Source organism: Larkinella ripae, assembly GCF_054780775.1.
In genome coordinates this window covers 173,718-196,181 of sequence record NZ_BAAGVR010000024.1, presented here as the reverse complement: position 1 = coordinate 196,181, position 22,464 = coordinate 173,718, and the positions used below count along the sequence as shown (strand labels likewise).

At 52.8% G+C, this 22,464-nt stretch carries 27 protein-coding genes; 8 read left to right on the top strand and 19 right to left on the bottom strand.

Annotation, left to right across the window (positions count from 1 at the left end):
- Window positions 1-206: 206 nt before the first annotated feature.
- On the top strand, window positions 207-1,736 hold the full coding sequence (locus ACYVHX_RS19475) for a proton-conducting transporter transmembrane domain-containing protein (RefSeq protein WP_460673352.1): 1,530 nt from the start codon (window positions 207-209) through the stop codon (window positions 1,734-1,736).
- Between the two features lie 152 nt (window positions 1,737-1,888).
- Here ACYVHX_RS19475 and ACYVHX_RS19470 read toward each other — a convergent pair whose 3' ends face one another.
- The 4 genes from ACYVHX_RS19470 to aroQ are packed head-to-tail and all read right to left on the bottom strand — an operon-like array spanning window position 1,889 to window position 4,446.
- Window positions 1,889-2,353 (bottom strand): pyrophosphohydrolase domain-containing protein, encoded by a 465-nt coding sequence (locus ACYVHX_RS19470; RefSeq protein ID WP_460673351.1) that lies wholly within the window; start codon window positions 2,351-2,353, stop codon window positions 1,889-1,891.
- Complete coding sequence (locus ACYVHX_RS19465; protein ID WP_460673350.1) at window positions 2,353-2,916, bottom strand: MarC family protein; 564 nt, start codon at window positions 2,914-2,916, stop codon at window positions 2,353-2,355. Before ACYVHX_RS19465 ends, ACYVHX_RS19470 begins: the two co-directional genes overlap by 1 nt.
- Before the next feature lie 58 nt (window positions 2,917-2,974).
- On the bottom strand, window positions 2,975-4,003 hold the full coding sequence (locus tag ACYVHX_RS19460) for an aminotransferase class V-fold PLP-dependent enzyme (RefSeq protein ID WP_460673349.1): 1,029 nt from the start codon (window positions 4,001-4,003) through the stop codon (window positions 2,975-2,977).
- A 14-nt stretch (window positions 4,004-4,017) separates the two neighbouring features.
- Window positions 4,018-4,446, bottom strand: a complete 429-nt coding sequence (aroQ, locus tag ACYVHX_RS19455) for a type II 3-dehydroquinate dehydratase (protein WP_460673348.1) — start codon at window positions 4,444-4,446, stop codon at window positions 4,018-4,020.
- A gap of 109 nt (window positions 4,447-4,555) precedes the next feature.
- On the opposite strand from aroQ, the gene xerD reads away from it, so the two are divergent.
- Window positions 4,556-5,452: a site-specific tyrosine recombinase XerD gene (gene xerD / locus ACYVHX_RS19450; protein WP_460673452.1), complete on the top strand. Its 897-nt coding sequence runs from the start codon at window positions 4,556-4,558 to the stop codon at window positions 5,450-5,452.
- 85 nt (window positions 5,453-5,537) lie between these two features.
- Here xerD and ACYVHX_RS19445 read toward each other — a convergent pair whose 3' ends face one another.
- The 4 genes from ACYVHX_RS19445 to ACYVHX_RS19430 all read right to left on the bottom strand — a co-directional run bounded on the left by ACYVHX_RS19445 (window position 5,538) and on the right by ACYVHX_RS19430 (window position 7,521).
- Window positions 5,538-6,074, bottom strand: coding sequence for a hypothetical protein (locus tag ACYVHX_RS19445; protein WP_460673347.1), 537 nt, complete (start codon window positions 6,072-6,074; stop codon window positions 5,538-5,540).
- 112 nt (window positions 6,075-6,186) lie between these two features.
- Complete coding sequence (locus ACYVHX_RS19440) at window positions 6,187-6,780, bottom strand: class I SAM-dependent methyltransferase (RefSeq protein ID WP_460673346.1); 594 nt, start codon at window positions 6,778-6,780, stop codon at window positions 6,187-6,189.
- A gap of 22 nt (window positions 6,781-6,802) precedes the next feature.
- Window positions 6,803-7,021, bottom strand: coding sequence for a hypothetical protein (locus ACYVHX_RS19435; protein ID WP_460673345.1), 219 nt, complete (start codon window positions 7,019-7,021; stop codon window positions 6,803-6,805).
- On the bottom strand, window positions 7,018-7,521 hold the full coding sequence (locus tag ACYVHX_RS19430; protein WP_460673344.1) for a SixA phosphatase family protein: 504 nt from the start codon (window positions 7,519-7,521) through the stop codon (window positions 7,018-7,020). The genes ACYVHX_RS19435 and ACYVHX_RS19430 overlap by 4 nt, the downstream gene beginning before the upstream one ends.
- A 177-nt stretch (window positions 7,522-7,698) precedes the next feature.
- Here ACYVHX_RS19430 and ACYVHX_RS19425 point away from each other — a divergent pair, with 177 nt between their 5' ends.
- Window positions 7,699-9,294 carry a peptide chain release factor 3 gene (locus tag ACYVHX_RS19425; RefSeq protein ID WP_460673343.1) on the top strand — a complete coding sequence of 532 codons (1,596 nt, stop codon included), beginning with the start codon at window positions 7,699-7,701 and terminating at the stop codon, window positions 9,292-9,294.
- A gap of 68 nt (window positions 9,295-9,362) precedes the next feature.
- On the opposite strand, the gene ACYVHX_RS19420 is transcribed toward ACYVHX_RS19425, so the two are convergent.
- Window positions 9,363-9,905 carry a hypothetical protein gene (locus tag ACYVHX_RS19420; protein ID WP_460673342.1) on the bottom strand — a complete coding sequence of 181 codons (543 nt, stop codon included), beginning with the start codon at window positions 9,903-9,905 and terminating at the stop codon, window positions 9,363-9,365.
- Between the two features lie 130 nt (window positions 9,906-10,035).
- Here ACYVHX_RS19420 and pepT point away from each other — a divergent pair, with 130 nt between their 5' ends.
- Complete coding sequence (gene pepT, locus ACYVHX_RS19415; protein ID WP_460673341.1) at window positions 10,036-11,274, top strand: peptidase T; 1,239 nt, start codon at window positions 10,036-10,038, stop codon at window positions 11,272-11,274.
- A 25-nt stretch (window positions 11,275-11,299) separates the two neighbouring features.
- On the opposite strand, the gene ACYVHX_RS19410 is transcribed toward pepT, so the two are convergent.
- The 10 genes from ACYVHX_RS19410 to ACYVHX_RS19365 form a co-directional block, all read right to left on the bottom strand.
- A complete protein-coding gene (locus ACYVHX_RS19410) occupies window positions 11,300-12,391 on the bottom strand; it encodes a sensor histidine kinase (RefSeq protein ID WP_460673340.1) in 1,092 nt (363 codons plus the stop codon).
- Window positions 12,392-12,510: 119 nt separating this feature from the next.
- Entirely contained in the window at window positions 12,511-13,305 is a 795-nt protein-coding gene (locus tag ACYVHX_RS19405; RefSeq protein WP_460673339.1) for an SDR family NAD(P)-dependent oxidoreductase, read from the bottom strand.
- Between the two features lie 12 nt (window positions 13,306-13,317).
- Window positions 13,318-15,006 (bottom strand): D-alanine--D-alanine ligase family protein, encoded by a 1,689-nt coding sequence (locus tag ACYVHX_RS19400; protein WP_460673338.1) that lies wholly within the window; start codon window positions 15,004-15,006, stop codon window positions 13,318-13,320.
- A gap of 170 nt (window positions 15,007-15,176) precedes the next feature.
- The gene (locus ACYVHX_RS19395) at window positions 15,177-15,443 is read right to left on the bottom strand and encodes a NifU family protein (protein ID WP_460673337.1); all 267 of its coding nucleotides are present in this window, start codon (window positions 15,441-15,443) and stop codon (window positions 15,177-15,179) included.
- A gap of 82 nt (window positions 15,444-15,525) precedes the next feature.
- Complete coding sequence (locus ACYVHX_RS19390; RefSeq protein ID WP_460673336.1) at window positions 15,526-16,635, bottom strand: Mrp/NBP35 family ATP-binding protein; 1,110 nt, start codon at window positions 16,633-16,635, stop codon at window positions 15,526-15,528.
- Window positions 16,636-16,664: 29 nt separating this feature from the next.
- Window positions 16,665-17,678, bottom strand: coding sequence for a GSCFA domain-containing protein (locus tag ACYVHX_RS19385; protein WP_460673335.1), 1,014 nt, complete (start codon window positions 17,676-17,678; stop codon window positions 16,665-16,667).
- 82 nt (window positions 17,679-17,760) lie between these two features.
- Window positions 17,761-18,201: a 50S ribosomal protein L9 gene (gene rplI / locus ACYVHX_RS19380; protein ID WP_460673334.1), complete on the bottom strand. Its 441-nt coding sequence runs from the start codon at window positions 18,199-18,201 to the stop codon at window positions 17,761-17,763.
- 110 nt (window positions 18,202-18,311) lie between these two features.
- Window positions 18,312-18,563: a 30S ribosomal protein S18 gene (gene rpsR / locus ACYVHX_RS19375; RefSeq protein WP_038117645.1), complete on the bottom strand. Its 252-nt coding sequence runs from the start codon at window positions 18,561-18,563 to the stop codon at window positions 18,312-18,314.
- A 2-nt stretch (window positions 18,564-18,565) separates the two neighbouring features.
- Complete coding sequence (rpsF, locus tag ACYVHX_RS19370; RefSeq protein ID WP_460673333.1) at window positions 18,566-18,946, bottom strand: 30S ribosomal protein S6; 381 nt, start codon at window positions 18,944-18,946, stop codon at window positions 18,566-18,568.
- 146 nt (window positions 18,947-19,092) lie between these two features.
- Complete coding sequence (locus ACYVHX_RS19365; protein WP_460673332.1) at window positions 19,093-20,037, bottom strand: hypothetical protein; 945 nt, start codon at window positions 20,035-20,037, stop codon at window positions 19,093-19,095.
- Window positions 20,038-20,214: 177 nt separating this feature from the next.
- On the opposite strand from ACYVHX_RS19365, the gene ACYVHX_RS19360 reads away from it, so the two are divergent.
- The 4 genes from ACYVHX_RS19360 to ACYVHX_RS19345 all read left to right on the top strand — a co-directional run bounded on the left by ACYVHX_RS19360 (window position 20,215) and on the right by ACYVHX_RS19345 (window position 22,453).
- Window positions 20,215-20,877: a YggS family pyridoxal phosphate-dependent enzyme gene (locus tag ACYVHX_RS19360; protein ID WP_460673331.1), complete on the top strand. Its 663-nt coding sequence runs from the start codon at window positions 20,215-20,217 to the stop codon at window positions 20,875-20,877.
- 12 nt (window positions 20,878-20,889) lie between these two features.
- Window positions 20,890-21,276: a DUF423 domain-containing protein gene (locus tag ACYVHX_RS19355; protein ID WP_460673330.1), complete on the top strand. Its 387-nt coding sequence runs from the start codon at window positions 20,890-20,892 to the stop codon at window positions 21,274-21,276.
- A gap of 112 nt (window positions 21,277-21,388) precedes the next feature.
- Window positions 21,389-21,793, top strand: a complete 405-nt coding sequence (locus ACYVHX_RS19350) for a hypothetical protein (protein WP_460673329.1) — start codon at window positions 21,389-21,391, stop codon at window positions 21,791-21,793.
- 9 nt (window positions 21,794-21,802) lie between these two features.
- On the top strand, window positions 21,803-22,453 hold the full coding sequence (locus ACYVHX_RS19345; protein ID WP_460673328.1) for a hypothetical protein: 651 nt from the start codon (window positions 21,803-21,805) through the stop codon (window positions 22,451-22,453).
- The last annotated feature ends 11 nt before the right edge of the window (window positions 22,454-22,464 follow it).

The window sequence follows — 22,464 nt, the reverse complement described above, 5'->3', positions numbered from 1 at the left end:
TTCTTTTAACGGCTTTACAAGACTTTTGACTTCAGTTCGTATTTCCTCGCATGGAGTCTGCCGTTTTTCTTTTCACCGCCGTTGGGAGCCTTGGAGTGTTTCTATTCCGGGGTGAAACGAAATATTTTTTCAGTCTCTTTCTGCATATCCTCCTGATCGTAACGGCAACCTCATGGGCTTACCGGGCGTTGTCAACGGGCGGTCTGATGCAATCCAACCTTCTGGAAATAACCGGTTTATCGCTGACCATCACCATTGACAGCTTGTCTGCCTTTTTCCTGACGATCATCAGCCTGACGTTTCTCACCGGCACCCTGTACGCCCACGGCTACCTGCAACTCTATCGTCAGACCCGGTCTGACGGGCAATTTTCCCGGCACCATCTGGCGCTGCTCTGGCTCCACATTTCCCTGATCCTCGTCAGCACGCTACGCGAAGGAACGGCCTTTCTGATTGTCTGGGAATTGATGGTGATTTCGGCCTTCGGTCTGGTGATGTTCGAAGGAGAACGGAAGGGCATTCTGAAAACCGGCCTGACCTACCTGGTTCAGATGCAGACCGGTTTTGCGCTGATTGCGGCCGCGTTCCTGGTGGTCCGGGCAGATGGTCAACCGTTTGGCTTCGATGGGCTGGGTATCTATTTCAGCCACCACAATCTGTTGCCCTTGTTTCTGCTTTTGTTTGTGGGTTTTGGCATTTATGCGGGTTTTATGCCGCTCCACACCTGGCTTCCGCCCACGCATCTGGCCGCGCCTTCACACGTTTCGGGCATCATGTCCGGCGCCCTGCTTCCGATCGGGCTGTACGGCATTTTGCGGGTTTTGACCTATGTCCACCGGGATTTGATTGCCGTTGGATGCGTCATCCTGGTTGTTTCACTTTTGTCTGGGATCGTTGGCATTCGGGCGGCTTTTGTTCAACAAGACGGCAAATCACTCCTGGCTTACAGCAGCGTTTCCAATACCGGAATCGTTGGTATTGGCCTTGGTGCCGGACTGCTGGGAATGGCCTTCAACCTGCCGACTCTGGCAGCGCTGGGTCTGACCGGGAGCATTATCCACATCGCCAGTCACGCCTTGTCCAAGTCGCTGCTGTTCTACAGCATTGGCTCTGTTTACCGGGCAACCCATACCCGGAACCTCGACCAATTGGGCGGCCTTCTCGACGTCATGCCGAAAACCGCGATCGCCTTTTTAATCGGTTTGCTGGGCATTTTGGCCTTACCTCCCTTCAACGGATTTATTTCTGGACTCCTGATGTATTCGGGGCTGTTCAAAAGCTTTCCATCGGCAACCGGCTCGGTCGATCTTCTGCTGGCGGCTATCATTTTGGGTCTTTTGCTCATCAGCGTTTTATCCCTGATTGTCTTTTCCAGAACTTTCAATACGGTTTTTTTAGGCAGGGCTCGTTCAATGGCGGCTGCTCAGGCCAAAGAAGTTTCGGATGACATGAGTATGCCGAAGATGTTGGCGGGTTTTTGCATCCTGGCAATCGGTTTATTTCCGGTCCTCTTTCTGAAAATAACCGCCCAGGTAACGGCTTTGTATGTCGCAGATCTGACGTCGCTTTCGGAGCTTACTTCTCCCCTGGCCTACCTCGGAATAGCCGGAACCGCTTTGGTTGGGCTGGTGCTGCTGGCGCTTTGGCTGCGCAACCGCCATCAAAAACCGCTAAAATTCGACTATCACCAAAATAACGCGTTTGGTAAACCAAAACGTGAGCACTGGTTTGGCTGATTCGTTTTCCGGACCCAATCGAAGTTTTAGAGAACCGGGTGTTTGAACAGGCTTCGGGCAAAACCAACCCCTGTCAATTCATTAATCTTCAATACTTTAGTAGGTTATTGTAAGCTCCGACCGGTCATGTGACCGGTCGGACTTGTTACGCCCTATGACAGCAGCCCGACCAGATTGGCCGGCGAATACTTCACATTTTTCAGCGTTTTGTTGTCCGCCGTTCGGTATACCAGGTATTTCCCGTCGGATTCCACGTAATGACATTCGACGCCTTTGTCCTGATAGTGTTTCACCGTCGCTTCCGCTTCGTCCACCGTCGGGCAGGCTTTGCTGAGGTTTGAACGCTGTACTTCGTCGAACAAAGCCTTGAATTGTTCGCCCAGCCCAAACTCCAGAATGGCACCCGCCAACACATACTGCAAATCGCAGAGCGCATCGGCCACTTCCACAATGTCTTTTTCCAGAATCGCGACTTCCAGTTCTTTCAACTCCTCCGCCAACAGCGCCACCCGAAGCTGGCAACGGTTTTCGGCCGGAATCTGCGGTTTTTCCAAAACCGGGTGGTGAAAGGTGCGGTGAAATTCGGCAACGGCGTTTAGTGAATCGGGGGTTTGCATCAGAAATTATTTTTAAACAGTTTGATGGCAATAGCAAGTAAAATGATTCCGAAAACCTTCCGGAGAATGTTGGTGCCGCCCGGCCCCAGCCGGTTTTCAAGCCATTCTGACGATTTCAGGACGGCATAGATTAGAATCAGGTTGATCAGAATTCCGACCAGAATGTTGGCCGTGGCGTATTCGGCTTTCAGCGACAGAATGGTGGTCATGGTTCCGGCTCCGGCAATGAGCGGAAAAGCAATCGGTACGATATGAGCCGCCCCCGTACTGTGCTCATCAGATTTGAAGATGTTCCGGCCCAGAATCATCTCCAGCCCTAACAGAAAGATGATCAGCGCCCCGGCTACGGCAAACGACGACACATCGACGCCGAATAATTTCAGAATCGATTCGCCGACGTACAGAAACGCAATCATGAGCAGAGCCGACGCCAGCGTGGCTTTCTCGGATTCGATCTTGCCGACTTTCTTACGCAGGTCAATGATCACCGGCAACGATCCGATGACATCAATGACCGAAAACAGAATGAGCGTAACCGAGATGATTTCTTTGAAATTCAGCATCGTACCCACCGACGTTCGTCCGTGTTGAAGGTTATGAATGCGTACAATAATACACAGGTTAAGCGGGGCCGCCCGGCATTCCGTGATCACGGACCCGCAAAAACGCTTTCAATTTCTCAATTTCCCACTCCTCGATGGCCGGAAAATTGGCAATCCGGAAAGTGGTGGATTTCCAGTTGCCGTACCCGTTGCCGAGGGTAATACCGGCTTGCTGCGCAGCGGTTTTTACCGCCCGGATTTCGGCTTCACTGCCCTGAACGGCAATAACCGTATCCGACCGCAGCTCCGGCTGATCGATCAGCAGGTGCCAGTCGGTTGCTTCCGCGATAAACCGGTACCAGTCGGCGGCCCGTTTCCGAATGAGCGTATCGACTTCCGAAATCGCCGGGACCTGCTGCAATACCCGCATCAACAGGTAAATTCCCAGACCGTTCGGGGTAAACGGCGTTTGAAATTTTTCAATGTTCTCGTGAACGAACAGCAGACTGTTGTAATACTGCCGGTCGTTGATGATTTCAGCCTGTTTCAGGGCATTGGGCGAATAAATTAAAACCGCCAGACCCGCCGGTAAGCCCAGACACTTCTGGACCGACGCAAACCAGACGTCGGCCAGCGTCCAGTCGAACACCAAACCACCCAGCGACGAAACCGCATCGACAGCAATCAGTCCGCTGAATTCCCGCCGAAACCGGGCCAGCGTATCCATCCGAACCTGTGTCCCGTTCGAGGTTTCATTCTGAACCACACACAGCACATCGGCTTCCCCCGGCAGGATCATCGGTTTGATCCGGTGGGCGTATTCCATCCATTTCTTACCGAAAGCGCCCCCGTGCGGGTGCAGACTGGTCGTCACCGTCAGCGATTGGGCAACAATTTCCCAGCATTCCGTGGCCGATGAGACAAACGCAATGTGGTAGTCTGCCGGAATCGCCAGTTTTTCGTGCAGCAGCCGCACGGTTTCCTGCACAAGGTCCATAAAACCGGGGCTGCGGTGGTTCAGACTCACCACGCCCGACCGAATGGCCTCCTGCGCGTAATCGGCTACCTGCGGATAAACCTTCGAGGGACCGGGATAAAACGTAATCATGCGCTAAAAACCGCTTACTTTTCCAGACTCAACAAATACTGCACCGCCAGATTATACCCCAGCAGCCCCAGTCCCACGATCACCCCCTTGCATTTGGCCGACAGGTAACTGTGATGCCGGAATTCTTCGCGGGCGTGGACATTGGAAATATGTACTTCGACCGTGGGGGCCGGAACCGCCGACAGCGCGTCCGCAATGGCAATCGAGGTGTGCGTATACGCCCCGGCATTGATCACGATGCCGTCGATGGTAAAGCCCAGTTCGTGGATTTTGTCGATCAGTTCGCCCTCGTGATTGGATTGAAAATACCGGATCTGAACGTCCGGAAAAGCCCGTTCAATCGTTTCCAGGTAATCGACAAAAGTACGGTTTCCGTAAATGTGCGGTTCCCGTTTGCCCAACAGATTGAGGTTGGGGCCGTTCAGAATAAGGATTTGCTTCATGGATGCAGTGTTCAGTTCAGGAGCGATCATCAATTCCAAAAACCGGATTGCGGTTTTCCAAATAAAACCGTAATTCGTGCTTCGTAATCCGTAAACCGTGCTCGACGCTGTGTGGCAAAGTTACATCAACGCTTTTAAAAATTACCTGAAACTGGAGCGTTCCCTGGCCGAAAATTCGGTAGAGGCCTACCTGCGGGACGTAAACAAATTGCGTGAGTTTCTGGAATTGGCAGGTTCGGCGGTTTCGCCCCTCCAGGTGACGGAAGAACACCTCTTCGATTTTCTGGCTTACCTGACCGATCTGGGCTTGTCGGCGCCTTCGCAGGCCCGGTTTTTGTCCGGCCTGAAAGCTTTTTACAAATTTCTGTTGCTGGAAAACGAGATCCAGACCGATCCGACGCAACAGATGGAAGGGCCGAAGCTGAGCCGGAAACTGCCCGACACGCTCAGTTTTCCCGAAATTGAAGCCATTCTGGACGCCATTGATCTGTCAACACCCGGCGGCACCCGCGACCGTGCCATGATCGAAATGCTGTATAGCTCCGGCCTGCGGGTTTCCGAATTGCTCGATCTGCGGCTGACGAGTTGCTATTTTGAAGTCGGTTTTATCCGAATCACCGGAAAGGGTAACAAGATGCGCCTGGTGCCCGTCGGGAAAGATGCGATTAAACACACCACCCTATACGTCGATCACGTTCGGAACCAACTGGACATTCAGAAGGGTGCGGAAGATACGGTTTTTCTGAACCTTCGGGGGAGTACACTCTCGCGCGTTTCGGTTTTTAAAACCATCAAAAAGCTGGCGGTGGAAGCCGGTATTCACAAGGAAATCAGCCCGCACACGTTTCGGCATTCGTTTGCGACGCACCTGATTGAGGGCGGGGCCGACTTGCGGGCGGTGCAGCAAATGCTTGGTCATGAGTCGATTACAACCACCGAAATCTACACCCACCTCGACCGCGATTACCTGAAACAGATCATTACGGATTTTCACCCGCGTTCGTAAAAAACAAGAGTACCCGCCATCAGCAACAGCGGGTACTCGTCTCGTCGGTTAACCCTAACCCAAATCACATTTTAATTTTCTATCGTCAGGCTTCCACGGTCGATTTTTCGCCCGAGAAATAATGTTCAGTTTGTTTAAACAAGAGGTTGAAGGAAGTCATACTGCCGTAAACCCGGGTGATGTACTGCTGAATATTCACCTTCTCTTCATCGTCGATCGCACTGGCGTTGATGCGTTGTTCCAGCACCCGCAGCCGATCCCGCATCATAACGATTTTGTGGAAAAACACGTCGATCGGAATTTCCTTGGACGCCAGATCGTTCCGACCCGGTTTTAGAATCATCTTGCCACCCTTCCATTTATCGCCCAGCGGCACGACTTCCGTTACGTCCGCCCACTTTTGTAAAATCCGGGAAAGGGATTGCTCCACATCAAACAGGCTAACCAGATCACGGTCAGGCTCTACCCCTTCGATGACGTCCAATTCGGTATTTAACTTTACTATTTTGACGCCGGTTTCGACAAAAGTCACAACGTAACCCGTCGATTTTACATTAATCACAACGCCAACGCCAAATTCAGCGTGTCGCACCCGCGAGCCGATCCCCAACATGGTATGCATAAAACAGAACAAAGAGTATTATTGCTTGCACAACAACTAGCAAACCGTGTGCCAAACGGAATGCTGAGAAGGGTGAACGCTGAATCGGGCTGACGCTACTTGTGCATTCTTCTTAACGCTCACCTGGCTTTGGGCGCAGGACTTTGCAGACGCAGGTGGATTTGTTGGTGACGGTGGTGGCTTCGTCGAGGAGCTCAAAACCGTCTTTGATGCCCTGCCAGAGCGTATCGCTGTGCTTGTGGTTATTGATCGTGACGATCAGCAACCCGTTGGCGTTGAGATGGGTGGCAAATCGTTGCAGCGTTTTGAGGGGGTGGCGGCTGTAATAAATCGACTCGTTGAAAATAATCAGATCAAAGGTGCCGGCTGGCTGGAAGGTATCCATATCACCGACCAGATAAGTACATTTTTCATCGGCCTGCGCCTGGGCGTTCTGAACGGCGCTATCCGAAATATCCGACCCTACATACCGACCGTAATTTGGTGATTGCAGCCGTTGTTGCAGCAATCCTTCACCGCAACCGATTTCCAGAATTTCGGGCTGACCCGGTTTCAGGTATTTGATGTAGCCGACAATAACGCTGAAACGGGCCAGTTCATCCAGTCCTTTCAGCCCCTCCCACAAACCTTTGTCGTACTGATAATTCCAGCGGTCGCGGTCGATGCGGAAAATTTTGCGCTTGATAAAAGAAGTAATGGCACCCATACGGCCTTGTTTAATTGAAAAATTACCGGTTTGTGCTATCCTCGACAAACAGCGTATCGGCCGAATCGAGCATCGCGGTATCGATGGCGGTGCCGTCCGGTTCGGTCGGGAGCGCCCGTTCGAGTTGCCGTTTTTTATTCCAGGGCGCCGTTGTGCGCCGGCCCATGTCGATGGCCAGCAAAGCCACAATGATGGTAAAGAGAATGGCTACCACAAACAGGATCCGCCGGTTTCGATTCATGATTCTTTTATTTTTTTGGGCGATATCAGATCAACCAACCGCCCCGTCCGCCCCGACACTTCGGCCCATTCCAGTCCTTCAAACTCGATAATAGCCACGGCTCCCTTGCTCATCGAACCCACGTCGGCATGGGTCAGAAATTCGGCGAAATACGAAATATCCGGATTGTGACCAAAAAGCATTACCGACTCGCAGTTCGGGTTCATGCCGTTGACCGCGGCCATGTACGCTTTCGGCCCGCCGTCGAATAGCTTGGCTTCCAGTTCCAGGTGTTCGGGGTTTAGGTGCAGCTGCTCGGCCATCACCTTTCCGGTATCTTTGGCCCGGTTGGCGGTGCTGCTGATCAGGCAATCTGGTTTTATGCCCAGTCCGGCCAGATGACGACCCACCCGCGCGGCTGCCATGATGCCTTCCGGAACCAGCTCCCGGTCGTGGTCGCGCTGGAAACTGGCCCGATCTTCGGCCTTGGCGTGCCGGACGAGGTACAGAGTTTTCTTCATGAGTTTGGGTTAAGCAAAGCGTTTTTTTTCAAAACTACTAATTCTGACGAAAACACCATGTGTCAACTCCGTGAGTCACCGGAATGTTGTTCAACCCGCCCCTGAAAAATTCGTATCTTTGTGTTTTATTACCATCCATTGAAAAAAACGCCCCCGCGTGGGGTCGTCTACTATAGAATGAGTACGATACAGGAAATCAGTCGGCGCCGAACGTTTGCCATCATCAGTCACCCGGATGCCGGGAAAACGACCCTGACCGAAAAGCTGCTGCTCTTTGGCGGGGCCATCCAGACCGCCGGGGCCGTCAAGTCGAACAAAATCAAGAAGTCGGCCACGTCGGACTTCATGGAAATCGAAAAACAACGCGGTATTTCGGTGGCCACCTCGGTGATGACGTTTGAATACCGTGATCTCAAAATCAACATTCTGGATACGCCGGGTCACAAAGATTTTGCGGAGGATACGTACCGGACGCTCACGGCGGTCGACAGCGTTATTCTCGTCATCGACTGCGTGAAGGGCGTGGAGGAACAAACCGAGCGGCTGATGGAAGTCTGCCGGATGCGCGATACGCCGGTGATTATTTTCATCAACAAACTCGACCGCGAAGGCCAGAGCCCCTTTGATCTGCTCGACGAACTGGAAGCCAAGCTCAACATCCGCGTGCGCCCGCTGACCTGGCCGGTGAACATGGGCTCGGATTTCAAAGGCGTTTACAGCCTGTACGACAAAACCATGAATTTCTTCCGCGTCAATAAAACGAAAGTAGAAGAAGACATTCTGGAAATTGACATCAACACCCCGGTTTTGGACCAGAAAGTGGGCGAACGCGATGCCGAGCAGTTGCGCGAAGATGCCGAGCTGATCGAAGGTGTGTACGACCCGTTTGACCGGCAGACGTATCTGGCAGGCCAGGTCGCCCCGGTTTTTTTCGGTTCGGCCGTCAACAACTTCGGCGTCAAGGAATTGCTGGACACCTTCTGCGACATTTCGCCGGAGCCCATCGCCCGCGCCACCGACAAACGCGTGGTGCAACCCGAAGAAGCAAAGTTTACCGGTTTTGTCTTCAAGATTCACGCCAACCTCGACCCACGCCACCGCGACCGGATTGCGTTCCTGCGCATTTGCTCGGGCACCTTCGAGCGGGGCAAGTTTTACCACCACACGCGGCTGGACAAAGACGTGCGGTTTTCGAGTCCGTTCAGCTTCATGGCCGACAGCAAAAGCATTGTGGATGAAGGCTTTCCGGGCGATGTGGTCGGTTTGTACGATACGGGTTCGTTTAAAATTGGCGATACGCTCACCGAAGGCGAAGACCTGCAATACACCGGGATTCCGAGTTTTTCGCCCGAAATTTTCAAGGAATTGATCAACAGTGACCCGATGAAATCCAAGCAGTTGGAGAAGGGCATTCAGCAATTGACCGACGAAGGAGTTGCGCAGTTGTTTACGCTGACCAGCGGAAACCGGAAAATTGTCGGAACCGTGGGCGAGCTGCAATTTGACGTGATTCAGTACCGGCTCGAACACGAATACGGCGCCAAATGCCGCTGGGTTTCCATGCCGGTTTCCAAAGCCTGCTGGCTCACGTCGGACGACAAAAAGAAACTTGACGAGTTTATCCGCCTGAAAGGTCTCGCCATTGCGTACGACAAAGACGGCAACCCGGTTTTTCTGGCCGAATCCGACTGGATTCTGCGGATGAACATGCAGAACAATCCCGACATCAAGTTCCACTTTACGTCCGAGTTCAAGACGGCGGTGGAAGCCTGATAAGCCCATAAAAGCAAAAACCGGTTTCGCCAAACCGGTTTTTGCTTTTTGCCCCAAGGCAGAACCGTTTATTTGAAAGCGTACCCCAGCGAAAGGCCCAGCCAGCGGGCCTGAAACCCTTCGCTGGTGATGATGGGTGTCCAGTTTAGTCGGAAAATCACGCCATTTCGAACGGGTTGCAACCGCAATCCGGCATTCAAGGACCCGAAAACTCCGACCCCTTTTCCACTGATCAGTTCGCCGGACACATCGTCCGTGCCGGATGCACTGATGTAGATGGGTGTAACACCCGCTCCGACTTCAAAAGCAGCCCGGCGTTTACCAATCAGATAGTTAACTAAGATGGGCATCGTGATAGCCCCGGCCCGCGCATCAGAATTACGGTCCGAAATACGGGCTCCGCCAATGCCCACCCGCATGCCCAGACCATCCTGCGTGGGTTTAAACCGAAAATCATAATTCAGGCTTAAAATCAGGCCGCTACCCAGCCCTTCGACGTAAATGGCCTTGTTTCGTCCGCCATCCTGCGCCCGCAGAACCGAAGTTGTCAGGAGAAATTGAAAAAGAATGAGCGACGCTATTTTTGGCAGTGGATAAAAATAAATTTTCATAAGTTCATTTTTGTTGGTCGGCCAAATGTATTCAATCGCTCAGTTATTCGGCGATTATTCGGCGGAAATGTTATTATTAGCCGCCAAAGTGGTAATTATACGGTTTAAATCATCTTAATCAGCCCAGTTCATGCACACCTCCGTTACCGAGCGGTTTTTGCGATACGTTCAGATCGATACGCAATCGGACCCGCGTTCCACAACCAACCCATCGACTGAAAAGCAGAAAAACCTGGGTCGTTTATTGGTCGGGGAATTGCACGAAATTGGCCTGACTGATGCCGAGCTGGATGACTACGGGTATGTCTATGCCACCATTCCGGCCAATACCGACAAGCCGAATGTGCCGGTTTTGTGCTTCTGCGCCCATATGGACACCTCGCCCGACGTAACGGGCGAAGGCGTAAAACCGCTCGTCCACCACGGCTGGGACGGTTCGGACATTGTGCTGCCCGACGACCCCACGCAACTGATCCGGCGGGCCGATCATCCGGACTTAAACGATCAGATTGGCAATGACCTCATTACGGCTAGCGGAACGACCTTACTGGGGGCCGACAACAAAGCGGGCGTCGCCGAAATCATGGCCGCTGCCGAACTGCTGGTAAACGAATCCGTCATCAAACACGGCACGATCCGGCTGCTGTTCACGCCCGACGAGGAGGTGGGCCGCGGAACGGAAAAAGTGGACCTGGATAAACTGGGCGCCGATTTTGGTTATACCGTCGATGGCGAAATGCTCGGAACGCTGGAGGATGAAACCTTTTCGGCGGATGCCGTAAAAATTACCATTCGGGGCGTCAGTACGCACCCCGGTTTTGCGAAAGGCAAACTGGAAAATGCCCTGAAGATTGCCGCCAACCTATTGGCCGCGCTGCCCAACGATTCACTGTCGCCCGAGACAACCGAAGGCTCCGAAGGCTTCATCCATCCGGGCCACCTGGAAGGAAATCAGGATCAGGCGGTGGTGGAATTTATCATCCGCGATTTCAGCGTCAGCGGCTTACACGAGAAAGAACAGTTCCTCCAAAAATTAGTGGATACGGTTTTGGCGTCCTATCCGAACTCCAGCGCCACTTTTGAAGTCAGGGAGCAATACCGGAACATGAAAGAAGTGCTCGATCAGCACCCGGCCGTGGTGGAACATGCGCTCGAAGCCATCCGCCGGAGCGATCTCAACGCCGAACGCCGGAGCATTCGGGGCGGTACCGACGGTTCGCTGCTGTCGTTCATGGGACTGCCCTGCCCGAATATCTTCGCGGGCGAACACGCCTTCCACTCGCGGCTGGAGTGGGTTTCGATTCAGGATATGGAAAAAGCCGTCGAGGTGATCGTTAACCTCTGTCAGGTCTGGGAGGAGAAATCGTAAGCACCAATCCAGCCACCAACCGGTTTTACGACTCCGCGGTTTGCAGCAAGGGCAGCGTAACCCGGAACGTTCCACCGACTTCTTCGACCTCCACCGGCTTAATCGTAAGCTGGCGGTAGGCCGCCGTTAGGTTTGCCAGCCCGTCGTGCGTCACATCGAGCCGACGTGTTTTCCGCTGAACTGGATTGGTTACCCGAATTGATAACCGGTCAGCGTACTGAATAGCGATCTGTAACGGGCGACTGGCCGACATGCTGTTGTGCTTGATGGCGTTGTCAATCAGCGTCTGTAAACTCAGGGGAGGCAACTGGTCGATCAAATGGGTGGGGGGAGCCGGACACGTAATACGGATATGGTTTCCGTAGCGAATATGCAGAATGTAAGCGTAGTTTTGCATGAAAACCAATTCCTCGGCCAGCGGCACCAATTCGCGGTTTTTTGCCTGAAGCATATACCGATACACGTTGGACAGCTTGTCGACAAACCGTTCGGCTTCGACGGGGTCTTCGCCCACCAGGGCTGAAATGGAGCTTAAACTATTGAACAGAAAATGGGGGTTGACCTGCTGTTTTAAGGCATCGAACTGTTGCTGCATCGACTGGTGTTTAAGCTGCTCCACTTCGGTCTGTTCATTCATCCAGTACGCGTAAGCGTGGAGTAAATTGGCGATAATGCACAAGGCCGTCACGAAAAACACGCTGATCAGCCACATAGGCCGCAGCGTATTCCAGTCAAATGAAATGGTAAACAGCGGGATTAAACTGAAAATGTACAGTTCAAGCGCGTTGAAAATCAGGGCTGCGGCATTGACCAGCAGCGTCAAAACCACCGTTCGCTGGATCGTCTGCTGATAAGTAGGAAACAACGCAATGATGCGTCGGCTGAGCAGGGTTAGAAAAACGATTGAGAAACCATACAGGAAGGTTCCGCAAAGCGTTCCCAGCAGAAAAACCCGGCCATCCGACAGGTAATACGGCCCGAAGTTGAGGTAGTTACCGACCGGCAGCAACAGGACAATCATCGCCAGATGGAACCCCCACTCCGCCTTCGAAAAGAAAGCCGGACGGTAGCGTTCGATCAGCAAATAAGCCCCCTTGAATGGACGAAAAGCAACCATTTCAATTTGTTTGCCAATTTCGATTCGGTACCGATGAAACCAATTGCTGATTTCATCGGTACCGAATCAAGACGCAGGTTAGCGAGATAGCTACGGGTATAAAACCGCCTTGATAAAAATTACGCAATGGTTTTGGTAACTCCGCCATCAACGCGAACGGCGGCCCCGTTCGTGGCCGATGCCAGCGGACTGGAAAGATACGTTACCAGATTGGCGATTTCCTGCGTGGTGGCAAAGCGTTTGATAATGGACGTCGGACGGGCGTTTTTGAAAAAGTCCTTTTCCATTTCCTCCACCGATACCTGGTTTCGGGCGGCCATGCTGCCGATAAAATCACCGACGCCTTCCGAAAATGTTGGACCCGGCAGAACCGTATTAACGGTTACTTCGGTGCCCGTAGTCAGTTCGGCCAGCCCCCGCGAAACGGCGAGCTGGGCGGTTTTCGTCGTTCCGTAGTGGATCATCTCCGTCGGGATTTGCAGCGCCGATTCACTGGAAACAAAAATGATGCGGCCCCAGCCTTGAGCCAGCATTTTCGGGAAGTAGTGCCGTGACAGCCGCACCCCGCTCATGACGTTGACTTCGAAAAATTTAAACCAGTCCTCATCCGGAATGTCCGTAAACTCCTTCGGCTCAAAGATTCCGACATTGTTGATCAGAATATCGACTTCGGGCACCTCGGCCAGCAGCGCGTTAATCTCCTCTACCTTGCTAAAATCAGCCGCAACGCCCCGAAACCGGGTGCCGGGCAGCTCGGCCGACAAGTGCTGCACCAGCGCTTCGACCCGTTCTTTGTTACGGCCGTTCAGAATCACTTCGACGCCCTCCTGCGCCAGTGTTTTGGCAATGGCCAGCCCGATTCCGGCGGTGGAGCCGGTCACCAGGGCGGTTTTTCCGCTTACTTGTAGATCCATCTTTTGTTCTTTTTAAGTATACCGCTCCGTAATCGCCCGGGCCCGCTCCCGGGTTTCCAGAATCAGCGGGTGAACCGGCTGCGCCAGCGCTTCCAGCGCGTCGGCAACGGTGTCTTTGAACAACAAATTAAGCGGCAATTCGTGCCGTTCTTCCCCGGTTTTTAACACCACCGCCGGCCGGGTCAACCCCTGAGCGGCCTGAAAACCGTACCAGGTTTTCGCTTCCAGCCAGGCCGCTTCGGGGGCGTCGGCGCTTAAATCCAGCACAAATTCTTCGGTCGGCAGGTGCAGGTTTTTCCGATCGGCCATGCGCGTGTCCAGATCAGCCAATTGCTGGCGCAGACGGATGATGTCTTTCCCGGTCCGGATGCGTTCGCGCACGGACTGACGAATGAAATACGTAATGGCCTGCGTGACGTTCAACCCAATTTCGGCCATCTGCTTGAAGATAAGCGAAGTTGGCGACATGCCGGGAATGGTATTCGGATCGTGGAGCAACACCCGCCCCGGTTCGTCAGCCCGATCCGGCGTTAAAAAACCGTCGATGCGGGCGCAGACATTCATGCCCAATTTTGCAAAAACCGAGGCCACGTTTACCTGAATTTCCCGGTTGTGCTCCAGACTCGTCCGCACCGGAATCTGTTTCCGGGTGGTGCTTCCGGATTGGTATTTGGATTTGAAATCGAAACTTGAGACGTTGTAAATTTCGGTAGGCGGCAAAGCAACCGCCGTGCCATCGTCGTCCTGAATAACCCCGCACGAAAATTCCTGTCCGCTGATGAACGCTTCGAATAACACATCGTCTTCCGAATTGACCGACGCAATCAGCATAGCTTGGAAACCGGAGTCGGCCCAGGCGTTGGCTTTTTCCAGCAAATCGCCGGGATGACTGATCAGTTCGCCGGTTTCTTCAAGTACCACCGGAAAACCGATGCCGGAATCCAGCTCCGTAACGGCCTGCACAAAAGCAATTTTTTCTTCCTCCGACCATTGTTTCCAGGCTTGCAGATCAATTTCCTGCCGGAAAAAGCACTGGTCCACGCCCCGGATGAACTGACTCAGATCGTTTTCCCGAACAATCACGACGCCGATGGACGATCCCTGGTGGGGCGCCTTGATCACAATGGGCAGGCCAAGCCGAGTTTGCAGGGAGTCGAAAAAACCGGCTTTGTCGGCCTGATCCCAGGCCGGGCGGCTGACCGTTGCGGTTTTCTTATCCTGCTGATTAACGAGCGCAATCAGTTCGTTTTGCAGAATTTTATTGATCCCAACCGCCGAGCCCATCAGCCCCGGTCCGCTGTACGGTATTTTATACCATTCCAGCAACCCCTGAATACCGCCATCTTCGCAGTCTGGACCGTGCATGGCCAGGAACACAAAATCAAAATACCGGCTGAACTCCGGCGGCTGAATGCGTTGACCAATGGCGTTGATTTGCGCTTCGAGTTCTTCGGCGGGCGAATTCGCGAGCGACTCGATGTACACGCTGAAGCGCGGATCGGTCTGCTGCGGATAAAAAGACCGAATGGAGCTTTGGGTGAGCAGTTCCTCCCGAATCAGAATGAAATTTCCCAGCCCGTCCACAAACACCATAACGGGCTGAAACAAGGTTTTATCGATGTGGTTCAGGGCCGTACGACCACCGGCAAAGGAGACTTCCCGTTCGCGCGACGGGCCCCCGAAGAAGATACCTATTTTCATTTTATGGACCCACGGACCCAAGGCCGCGTTATAAATTTGCTACTTCAGACTTTTAAAATCGCACGGACATTAGCCCGTGGCTGCGGGCGCAAAATAACAAAAAAGCCGCTAATCCGATGGATCAGCGGCTGAAGTCTTCAAAAGCCTTGAATGCGTACGTTGCTACCGTTTTAAAACGCGGGCGTCAGATTGATCGCTTCTACCCGCGAAATTTCCGGAACGGATTTCAGAATTGCTTCTTCCAATCCTGCTTTGAACGTCATCGCCGACATGGGACAGGAGCCACACGCGCCGACCAGTTCCAGACGCACCACCTTGTCACTCGTCACTTCCAGCACTTTCACGTTGCCGCCATCCGCTTCCAGGTAAGGCCGGATGCTGTTCAGCGCTTTTTCGACACGATCTACTAATATTTCGGTATCTAATACAGTTCCCATTCTAAAAGTCGTATAACAAAAGGTGGTCTAATGACTGAAGGTAAAAATACGTTTTTTCCCGCTTAAATCCAATCAAATCGGTTTATTGCCGGACAATTTCAACGGGCCGGGTCTTCTCCTGCGTCGCGTTCCGGACCGAAATCTGTTGCGCCAGAGCCTCAGCGGCTTCCCGGAAGGCGCCGGACGTCACGGGATCATTTTCGGTCACCACCGGTTTTCCCTCATCGCCCGCTTCCCGGATGCTTTGTACCAGCGGTATCTGGCCCAACAACGGCACCTGGTACTTATCGGCCAGCAGTTGCCCACCGCCTTTGCCAAAAATATGGTATTTCGAGTCGGGCAGCTCGGCGGGTGTAAAATACGCCATGTTTTCGATGACGCCCAACACGGGTACATTGATTTGCGGCTGCCGGAACATCGCCAGCCCTTTTGTTGCGTCGGCCAGCGCGACCTTTTGGGGGGTGGTCACAATGACGGCGCCCGTCACCGGCACGGTCTGCACCAGCGTCAGGTGAATGTCACTCGTACCCGGCGGCAAGTCAATCAGCAGGTAATCCAGTTCACCCCAGTTGGTATCGGCAAAAAACTGGCGCAACGCCTGACTCGCCATCGGTCCCCGCCAGACAATCGCGTTGTCGCGGGGCGTCAGAAAACCGATCGACATGAGTTTAATCCCGAACTGCTGGATCGGTTGCAGCATGTTTTTGCCTTCTACCTGCCCCACCGCCGGTTGCAATTCTTCGGCGCCAAACATCACCGGAATCGACGGACCGAAAATGTCCGCATCAATAATCCCGACTTTCGCGCCGGATTTGTGCAGTGCCACCGCCAGGTTGGCCGTAACGGTCGATTTGCCGACCCCACCTTTTCCGGACGAAATGGCAATGATGTTTTTGACGCCCGGCAAAACCGGTGCATTGAAACGGGTCGAACTAACATCGGCCGTCAGGTTCACGTTAACCTCAATATCCGGGCTGATGTGGGCGTGGATGGCATCCACGCAGCGTTTGCGAATCAACTCTTTCAAGGGGCAGGCTGGCGTGGTCAACACCACCGTAAACCGCACCTGATCGACGCCTAATTCAATATCTTTCACCATATTGAGCGTCACCAGGTCACGCTTCAAGTCCGGTTCTTCCACGTGCCCAAGGGCGTACAGTACGGATTCTTTAGTAAGTCTATACGTTGACATAAAGTACGGTTCTGATGGGTAACAGCGAATCAGGCGGCCTGGTTCGCGCCGGGGTCAATCGTCTGGAAAGCCCGCAGGCGCCGTTCTACCTCTTTCCACTCCTGAGCCACATCGGTTTTTTTGGAAAAAGCTTCCAGTTGCTTCAGCAGATTTTCCAGAAATCGCCGGTGCGAGTCTGTTCCTTCGTAAAAGGGCCGGTGGGCCAGCGCCTTGCGCAAATTCTGCCAGTCGGTTATAAACCTGCGAAGGTCGGCATCAAAGGCGCATTCGGCAAATTTTTCAAAAATATAAGCTTCGGCCACAGCGTTCGGATGAATCAGGTCGGCTTCGTAAAACCGGTAGTCGCGCAGATCGTCCATCATAATCTCGTAAGCCGGAAAATAATGAACCTGCTCATTCCAGATGGTTAGCTCGTGGCTAATGGTCCGCAGCATGGATTTGCTGACCTGATTGACCGGCAGCGAATCCTTCGTGTGACGAACCGGACTAACCGTCAGCAGAACCTGCAAATCCGGATTGGCTCGTTTCAACACCTTCAGCAGACCGGCCAGTGTCGTCTGCACGTGTTCGTAGGCATACAGATACTTCTCAAACAAAAAACCGGGCATTTTCTGGCAGTTGGCCACCACTTTTCCGGTTTCCAGATGCCGGTACACCACGGCGGTTCCGAGCGTCAGCACCAGCCAGCTGGCTTGTTTCAAAGCCTGGCCGGTTTGGGCCAGACAGGTCGTCAGCCGCCGGTGCAGCTCGTCGCGCGAGTGGGCCCAGAAGGTCGAATGAAAATCGTAATGAAACCACAAGCCGTCGCGCTCGACGTACAAATCCGGATCGGGTTCGCCGTTTTGCAGGGCCGCCCGCAGGAGTTTGTCGATGGAAACCGGGTTAAACAAAGTTCCGAACGGGTTGCTCACCACCTCCACTTTGTTGTCGGTCAATTGGCGGCCCAGCACCTCAGCAAAGCACGAGCCAACGGTCACAACCCGGGCGTCGGGCCGGATCAAAACCGGGAGTTTTTCCGGTATCAGTTCAGTACGAAAGTCCATACTATAGTAACAAAAAAGCGGTTCGAAAAACTCCGAACCGCTCCAAATTATTTTTCAGGATAACGCACTGGTTACCAATAATTTATTCAGCTACTACGTCAAACTTAACGGTTTGCTTCACGTCCTTGTGCAGGTTAACGATGGCGTTGTAGGAACCCAGCACTTTGGCTTCGTCGATGGTGATTTTTTTCCGATCGATGTCGTATCCTTTTTCCTTCAGGGCGTCCGCTACCTGCGTGTTGGTTACGCGACCGAAGATTTTACCGCTTTCACCCGCTTTCGCCGGAACCGTCAGTGACAGTTGGCTCAGGGCTTCGGCCAGCGCCAGGGCATCGTTCTTCGTTTTTTCGGCTTTGTGAGCGGCCTGCCGGATGTTTTCGGCGACCACTTTTTTATTGGATTCCGTTGCCATGACCGCATAGCCCTGCGGAATCAGGTAGTTACGGCCGTAGCCGGGTTTTACGTCAACCGTATCGTTCTTAAAACCCAGTCCGGCAATGTCGGTTTTCAGTATGATTTGCATGATTGTGAATGAGTTGTCGGTTCTCAGGATACGGTTCTGGGTCGCCAGTTCCCGGTTTTCCGCTCGGATGAGCCACCGTAAACTGTAAACCGGGAACCGTAAACCGTAACCTATTTCAGAGAATCGCCTACGTAAGGTAACAAAGCCAGATGGCGGGCGCGTTTAACGGCCTGACCCACTTTACGCTGGTATTTCAGGCTTGTTCCGGTGATCCGCCGGGGCAGAATTTTGCCCTGCTCGTTCAGCAACTTCAGCAGGAAGTTGGGATCTTTGTAGTCGATGTATTTAATACCGGACTTTTTAAAACGGCAGTATTTTTTGCGGTTTTCGTTTTTGCTAACGGGTTCGTTCTGCAGACTCATGATTATTTGGCCTCCTCTCCTGCTTTTTCGGTTTGTTTGTTTTTACCCAGTTGTCCTTTCCGACGACGCTCGTTGTACGCCAACGCGTGCTTGTCGAGAACGGTGGTCAGGTGACGAATAATGCGCTCATCCCGGCGATATTCAACGTCCAGGGCTTCGGGAACTTTCGTCTCCGCCGAAAATTCAAACAGGAAGTAATAACCTGTGTTTTTGTGCTGGATCGGGTAGGCGAGTTTGCGCAGACCCATATTCTCTTCATTTACAATTTCCGCACCGTTATCGGTTAAAACCTTGCGGAACTTGTCGACAGTGTCCTTTATCTGAGTTTCAGATAAAACGGGAGTTAAAATGAACACCGTCTCATAGTTCTTTGTGAACTGCATGACAATTGTGTTAAATGGATAATGATTTCAAAATGAGGACGCAAAGGTAAGAATAAAGGAGGAAAGGAGAAAGGGATGAAAGGATTTTTTTAGTCCTTTCATCCCTTTCTCCTTTCCTCCTTTGCCACGCTTTGGCTTTTCGCCTTTTATTTCACCGCAAACTCGCCCTGGCCAATCTTGAACCCCTCCGAATAGAGCTCAATCTGGTGCGTTCCTTCTTTGAAGGGGATGCTACCCCGGCCGTAGACAAAAGACACCTGCTGCCCTGAATTGTCGTACGCGATGGTCTGTTTGGCAGTGTATACCATTTCCTGCCCACCCATGATAAACTGGCCCGAACCCGTTGCATTGTCGGCAATCACCGAGCCACTGGGGTCCAGAATCCGCAGGTAAATCTCTTTCTCGTTTTGCTGCGCCAGCGGGTTGGTCGCCAGCCGGAAGGCAATCTTGATTTTCTCAATCCGCCGGGACCGGTATTCGCCCCCATCGCTTTCTTTGCCGCGCCGGTTGATGGCGCTCACTTCAACCGTTTCGGCTTTCAGCGCCGAGCCGATGGTCACTTTCTCGGCCAGTTCCCGGTTTTGTTCCGAATAGCGGTTGACCGTGTCGGCCAGCGCCTGCCGTTCGTTTTTGAGGTTGGTGTTTTCTTCCGTTAACGTCTGGTTCTGCGAGGTCAGAATGCTGTTTTCTTCTTTCAACTGCCCGATTTCCTTGTCTTTTTCACCCAGCAGCGCCAGGTAATCCTTGATTTTTGCATCGTACTTTTTGGCATCAAAAGCGGCAACGTTGCGCAGGTTTCGTTTGTCGGCTTCCAGTTGTTCTTTTACTTTCAGCAGTGAATCAACCTGACCGCCCAGCGACTGAATTTCGGAAATTTTCGCATCCAGCTGCGTCGATATGGAATCAAGCCGCGCTTTGGTAATCAACATGTCCTGCGTTTTATCCGCCAGCGTCGTTTGCTGCGATTTGTTGGTTTGTCTTTCCTGGTAATAAAAATAAAGCAGCAACAGATTCAGAGCGGCCAGAATTCCTAGAGCGACTAATAAGTAATTTTTACGGTTGTTACGACGGTCCTGGTTATACGACTCCATGGATAGTATTACTTGATTGGGTGAGCGTTATGGGATGTAAAGTAAGGGTTTCCTGTACGTATTTCAATAAAACGGGCCATTTTCTCAACAAATTTCCAGTAACCGTTGCCCGCCATCGACCCTTCCGTGGTTTAGGTAGGATGCACTATCTTTGCCCTTAAATTGAGGAAGAACATCATGACAATTGCTGCCAACATCCAGCGTATCGAAAACCAACTGCCCGCGCCAACCAAACTCATTGCCGTAACCAAAACCAAACCCGTTGCGCTGCTCCAGGAAGCCTATGAAGCGGGCTGCCGGCGGTTTGGCGAAAACAAGGTGCAGGAAATGGTCGAGAAACAACCGCTGCTGCCCGCCGACCTGGAATGGCACCTGATCGGTCACCTGCAAACCAACAAGGTCAAATACATCGCGCCGTTTGTCAGCCTGATTCATTCGGTCGACAGCCTGAAGGTGCTGCAGGAAATCAATAAACAGGCCGCCCGCCACCAGCGCGTCATCGATTGCCTGCTCCAGATCCACATTGCGCAGGAAGAAACCAAGTTTGGTTTTGACGAAACCGAAGCCGAAACCCTGCTGAATGGCGCTGATCTGGAGCCGCTGACCAGCGTTCGGGTCGTGGGCCTGATGGGAATGGCTACCAATACCGACGATGAAAACCGGATTCGCCAGGAATTTCGCTCGCTCAAACAATTTTACGACCGGCTGAGCGGGCTTCAACGGGCCAACGTGCAGTTTCGGGAGCTTTCCATGGGTATGAGCAGCGATTATTTAATCGCTATTGACGAAGGCAGCACAATGGTACGGGTTGGAAGTGCGATATTTGGAGCACGAAACTGACAAAACCGATCCATGCATAAGTTTTTCATTCAATCGGGTGCCATTCTGGGCTTTCTGGGTGTTGCGCTGGGCGCTTTCGGTGCCCATGCGTTCCGGGCCACCCTGGAACTTGCCAAACGAACCGACACGTTCGAAACCGCCGTCCGGTATCAGTTCTACCACGCCCTGGCGCTGGTTGCCATCGGAATTTTGCTGCAACTGCCGGCCACTTCGGCGGCTTCGGCAAAATTTTACGGCTGGGCAGGCTACGCGTACCTGTTCGGCGTTTTAATTTTCAGTGGCTCCCTCTACACCATCTGTTTCACCGGCATCACCAAGTTTGGGGCCGTCGCGCCCATCGGCGGGTTGCTGATGCTGGCGGGCTGGGCGTTCTTACTGATCGGTTGCCTCAAAAGCTGAAAATGGTCAATGCCAAATGATGAATGCAAAAGTGAACGCTGCTGAACAACTTTTACATTTCACATTCATCATTTTAAATTCTTTTTCCTGTGTTTCGTCAACCTGGATGCGTATGAAACTTGTAACGATTAGCCTAAGTCTGGCGGTTTTATGGACGGGTTGGCTGGTGCTGTCGGCCTTGAGTCCGGCGACTTCCCGGTCAATGGCCCAAGTCGTGGTAGCGACCGACTCGCTGAAACTGGACGCCAACACCGGCCTGGTCGTGGATGAGCGCCTGACGCTGGTGGTTGCCCAGTGCACGGCCTGTCATTCCAGCAAACTGATTCTGCAAAACCGATTTACGCGGGATGGCTGGAAGGAGAAAATTCGCTGGATGCAACGCACGCAGAAGCTTTGGGACCTGGGCGAAACCGAGCCGGTGGTGCTCGATTATCTGGTAAAATACTATGGCCCGGAGCAGAAGTCGTTCGACGGCCGTCGCAAACCACTGCCCGCCGTGGAGTGGTATAAATTGTAGGTTTACCCCATGAAAAAAACCGCGTATCAGTACCTTTTCGGGCAGGAAACGCTGTATCAGGCGGTTGATCCGAAGCCGCTCGTCCCCCGGCGTTCTCCGGCGGTTGAGGTCGTTGTTCAGCCGGAAGCCATCCGGGAAGAAACCGTTGCGGAGCCTGAACCGGAAACCGTCGAAACCGAATTTCAACCGGCGGTTTTCGTACCGGAACCAACGCCGGAACCCCTTGCCAGTGCGGTCGTCGAACCGGTAGCCCCTCCGGCTCCCGTGCCGGTTTTGGAACCTTCCACCCCCAACCCGGCGGCCGGGAAGCCCAAAGTTTTGATTCTGATTGATGAGGAGCTAAGCCCGAGCGAACTCATTTTCCTGGAAAACATTCTCAAAGCCATCCATCTGAACCTCAACGAGATCGACATCCTGAATCTGGCCGGTTCGGGACTGGTGGATTTTCATGCGGTTTTGGAAAACAAGACCCTTCACCATTTCATTTCGTTCGGCGTTCCGTTTAAAACGATTCACCTGAACATCCAGATGGACCGGTATGAACCCATCCGGATTTTTGGCATAACGTTCCTGCTGGCCGATCCGCTTTCCGCCATTGAAGCCGACCAGAAACTAAAGCGAAAGTTGTGGGCCACTCTGAAAAAAGTATTTTTGGATTAATACGCAAAATG

What these genes read in the sequence shown, in the direction of transcription:
- ACYVHX_RS19475 (WP_460673352.1), top strand. Translation starts at nt 207, where the DNA reads ATGCAATCCAACCTTCTGGAAATAACCGGTTTATCGCTGACCATCACC.
- ACYVHX_RS19470 (WP_460673351.1), bottom strand. Translation starts at nt 2,353, where the DNA reads ATGCAAACCCCCGATTCACTAAACGCCGTTGCCGAATTTCACCGCACC.
- ACYVHX_RS19465 (WP_460673350.1), bottom strand. Translation starts at nt 2,916, where the DNA reads ATGCTGAATTTCAAAGAAATCATCTCGGTTACGCTCATTCTGTTTTCG.
- ACYVHX_RS19460 (WP_460673349.1), bottom strand. Translation starts at nt 4,003, where the DNA reads ATGATTACGTTTTATCCCGGTCCCTCGAAGGTTTATCCGCAGGTAGCC.
- aroQ (WP_460673348.1), bottom strand. Translation starts at nt 4,446, where the DNA reads ATGAAGCAAATCCTTATTCTGAACGGCCCCAACCTCAATCTGTTGGGC.
- ACYVHX_RS19445 (WP_460673347.1), bottom strand. Translation starts at nt 6,074, where the DNA reads ATGCATACCATGTTGGGGATCGGCTCGCGGGTGCGACACGCTGAATTT.
- ACYVHX_RS19440 (WP_460673346.1), bottom strand. Translation starts at nt 6,780, where the DNA reads ATGGGTGCCATTACTTCTTTTATCAAGCGCAAAATTTTCCGCATCGAC.
- ACYVHX_RS19435 (WP_460673345.1), bottom strand. Translation starts at nt 7,021, where the DNA reads ATGAATCGAAACCGGCGGATCCTGTTTGTGGTAGCCATTCTCTTTACC.
- ACYVHX_RS19430 (WP_460673344.1), bottom strand. Translation starts at nt 7,521, where the DNA reads ATGAAGAAAACTCTGTACCTCGTCCGGCACGCCAAGGCCGAAGATCGG.
- ACYVHX_RS19425 (WP_460673343.1), top strand. Translation starts at nt 7,699, where the DNA reads ATGAGTACGATACAGGAAATCAGTCGGCGCCGAACGTTTGCCATCATC.
- ACYVHX_RS19420 (WP_460673342.1), bottom strand. Translation starts at nt 9,905, where the DNA reads ATGAAAATTTATTTTTATCCACTGCCAAAAATAGCGTCGCTCATTCTT.
- pepT (WP_460673341.1), top strand. Translation starts at nt 10,036, where the DNA reads ATGCACACCTCCGTTACCGAGCGGTTTTTGCGATACGTTCAGATCGAT.
- ACYVHX_RS19410 (WP_460673340.1), bottom strand. Translation starts at nt 12,391, where the DNA reads ATGGTTGCTTTTCGTCCATTCAAGGGGGCTTATTTGCTGATCGAACGC.
- ACYVHX_RS19405 (WP_460673339.1), bottom strand. Translation starts at nt 13,305, where the DNA reads ATGGATCTACAAGTAAGCGGAAAAACCGCCCTGGTGACCGGCTCCACC.
- ACYVHX_RS19400 (WP_460673338.1), bottom strand. Translation starts at nt 15,006, where the DNA reads ATGAAAATAGGTATCTTCTTCGGGGGCCCGTCGCGCGAACGGGAAGTC.
- ACYVHX_RS19395 (WP_460673337.1), bottom strand. Translation starts at nt 15,443, where the DNA reads ATGGGAACTGTATTAGATACCGAAATATTAGTAGATCGTGTCGAAAAA.
- ACYVHX_RS19390 (WP_460673336.1), bottom strand. Translation starts at nt 16,635, where the DNA reads ATGTCAACGTATAGACTTACTAAAGAATCCGTACTGTACGCCCTTGGG.
- ACYVHX_RS19385 (WP_460673335.1), bottom strand. Translation starts at nt 17,678, where the DNA reads ATGGACTTTCGTACTGAACTGATACCGGAAAAACTCCCGGTTTTGATC.
- rplI (WP_460673334.1), bottom strand. Translation starts at nt 18,201, where the DNA reads ATGCAAATCATACTGAAAACCGACATTGCCGGACTGGGTTTTAAGAAC.
- rpsR (WP_038117645.1), bottom strand. Translation starts at nt 18,563, where the DNA reads ATGAGTCTGCAGAACGAACCCGTTAGCAAAAACGAAAACCGCAAAAAA.
- rpsF (WP_460673333.1), bottom strand. Translation starts at nt 18,946, where the DNA reads ATGCAGTTCACAAAGAACTATGAGACGGTGTTCATTTTAACTCCCGTT.
- ACYVHX_RS19365 (WP_460673332.1), bottom strand. Translation starts at nt 20,037, where the DNA reads ATGGAGTCGTATAACCAGGACCGTCGTAACAACCGTAAAAATTACTTA.
- ACYVHX_RS19360 (WP_460673331.1), top strand. Translation starts at nt 20,215, where the DNA reads ATGACAATTGCTGCCAACATCCAGCGTATCGAAAACCAACTGCCCGCG.
- ACYVHX_RS19355 (WP_460673330.1), top strand. Translation starts at nt 20,890, where the DNA reads ATGCATAAGTTTTTCATTCAATCGGGTGCCATTCTGGGCTTTCTGGGT.
- ACYVHX_RS19350 (WP_460673329.1), top strand. Translation starts at nt 21,389, where the DNA reads ATGAAACTTGTAACGATTAGCCTAAGTCTGGCGGTTTTATGGACGGGT.
- ACYVHX_RS19345 (WP_460673328.1), top strand. Translation starts at nt 21,803, where the DNA reads ATGAAAAAAACCGCGTATCAGTACCTTTTCGGGCAGGAAACGCTGTAT.